This window comes from Plantactinospora sp. A48 (genome assembly GCF_055793945.1).
Map to the genome: position 1 here is coordinate 1 of NZ_JBTIXF010000128.1, position 2,163 is coordinate 2,163.

Consider the following 2,163-nt stretch of genomic DNA (forward strand, 5'->3'; position numbering starts at 1 on the left):
CTGTCGGCGGCGCGTGAAAACTGACCCCCAGGTGGCGGTTGAACCTGGACCCCCCTTCCATGATCGGGAGGGTGTTGAGCGTGGAGGACTGGGCGGAGATCCGTCGGCTTCATCGGGCGGAAGGGATGCCGATCAAGGCGATCGTCCGCAAGCTTGGGGTCGGGCGGAACACGGTGCGGCGGGCTTTGGCGGCGGATGCGCCGCCGGCGTACTCGCGGCCGGCGAAGCCGTCGATCGTGGATGCGGTCGAGCCGCAGATCAGGGCGTTGCTGGCCGAGTGGCCGTCGATACCGACGACGGTGATCGCGGAGCGGGTCGGCTGGCAGCGGTCAATGACGGTGTTCAAAGACCGGGTCCGGCAGTTGCGGCCGTTGTTCGTGCCGCCGGATCCGGCGCAGCGCACGGAGTATCTGCCGGGCGAGCTCGCGCAGTGTGATTTATGGTTCCCGCCGGCCGACGTGCCGTTGGGGTTCGGTCAAGTGGGCCGGCCGCCGGTGCTGGTGATGGTCTGCGGCTACTCGCGGTGGCTGTCGGCGACGATGATCCCGACCCGGCAGGCCCCGGATCTGCTTGATGGGCACTGGACGCTGCTGTCCCGTCTCGGGGCAGCGCCGAAGGCGCTGGTCTGGGACAACGAGTCCGCCGTCGGGCAGTGGCGGGCTGGGAAGCCGCAGCTGACCGAGACGATGAACGCCTTCCGCGGCAGCCTCGGCATCCGGGTGATTCAGTGTCGCCCGGCGGATCCGGAATCGAAGGGCCTGGTCGAGCGGGCCAACGGCTATCTGGAGACGTCGTTTCTGCCTGGCCGCCGGTTCGCCTCGCCGGGCGATTTCAACGGTCAGCTCGAGCAGTGGCTGGTCCTGGCGAACAACCGGATGCACCGCCGGTTGCAGGCCCGTCCCGCCGATCGGGTCGACGCGGACCGCTCCGCCATGATTGCGTTGCCGCCGGTCGCCCCGGTGGTTGGCTGGCGGCTGTCGACCCGCCTTGCCCGCGATCATTACGTCCGTGTCGATGCCAACGACTACTCGGTGCACCCCTCGGCGATCGGCCGCCGCGTCGACATCCATGCCGACACCGGCCGGGTCGAGGTCACCTGCGACGGCCGCAGCGTCGCCGTTCACACGCGTTGCTGGGCGGCGCATCAAAGCATCACCGATCCGCTGCACCGCGACGCGGCCACGTTGTTGCGGGCGGCGCACCGCTTGGCCAAGACCACCCCGATCCGCACCGAGGTCGAGCACCGCGACCTGACCGACTACGACCGCATGTTCGGTCTCGATAGCGAGGTGGCCTGATGCCGGCAAAATCCACCACCAGCCGCAACGTGACGGCAGAGATCGCGTTCCTGACCCGGGCGTTGAAGGCCCCGTCGCTGGCGAACTCGGTCGAACGTCTCGCCGAGCGAGCCCGAGCCGAGTCCTGGACGCACGAGGAGTTCCTGGCCGCCTGCCTGCAACGCGAAGTCGCCGCCCGCGAATCACACGGCGGTGAAGGCCGCGTCCGAGCCGCCCGCTTCCCGGCCCGCAAAAGCCTGGAGGAGTTCGACTACGACCACCAACGCTCTTTGAAACGCGACCAGATCGCGCATCTGGGCACTCTCGACTTCGTCACCGGCAAGGAGAACGTGGTGTTCCTCGGCCCGCCCGGGACCGGGAAAACGCACCTCTCGATCGGCCTGGGCATCCGAGCCTGTCAGGCCGGGCACCGGGTCGCGTTCGCGACCGCCGCGCAGTGGGTGGCCCGCCTCGCAGACGCCCACAACGCCGGCACCCTGCAAGCCGAGCTGGTGAAACTCGGCCGGATCCCGCTGCTGATCATCGACGAGGTCGGCTACATCCCCTTCGAAGCCGAAGCGGCGAACCTGTTCTTCCAACTCGTCTCATCCCGCTACGAACGCGCTTCGCTGATCGTCACATCCAACAAACCTTTCGGGCGTTGGGGTGAAGTCTTCGGCGACGACGTCGTCGCCGCAGCCATGATCGACCGGCTCGTCCACCACGCCGACGTGATCTCGATGAAGGGCGACAGCTACCGACTCAAAGACCGAGACCTCGGCCGCGTCCCCGCGGCCACCAAAACCAACGACTAGCAGATCAACCAACACGAGGGGGGTCCGTTTTCAACCGACCCAGAGGGGTCCAGATTCGGCCGCCGTTGACA

General features: G+C 67.8%; 2 protein-coding genes. Both read left to right on the top strand.

What is annotated here, in order from left to right:
• Positions 1 to 71: 71 nt before the first annotated feature.
• Positions 72 to 1,298 (top strand): IS21 family transposase, encoded by a 1,227-nt coding sequence (gene istA / locus ACXN5W_RS30240; protein ID WP_473161797.1) that lies wholly within the window; start codon positions 72 to 74, stop codon positions 1,296 to 1,298.
• Positions 1,298 to 2,092 carry an IS21-like element helper ATPase IstB gene (gene istB, locus ACXN5W_RS30245; protein WP_473161798.1) on the top strand — a complete coding sequence of 265 codons (795 nt, stop codon included), beginning with the start codon at positions 1,298 to 1,300 and terminating at the stop codon, positions 2,090 to 2,092. Before istA ends, istB begins: the two co-directional genes overlap by 1 nt.
• Positions 2,093 to 2,163: the final 71 nt, after the last annotated feature.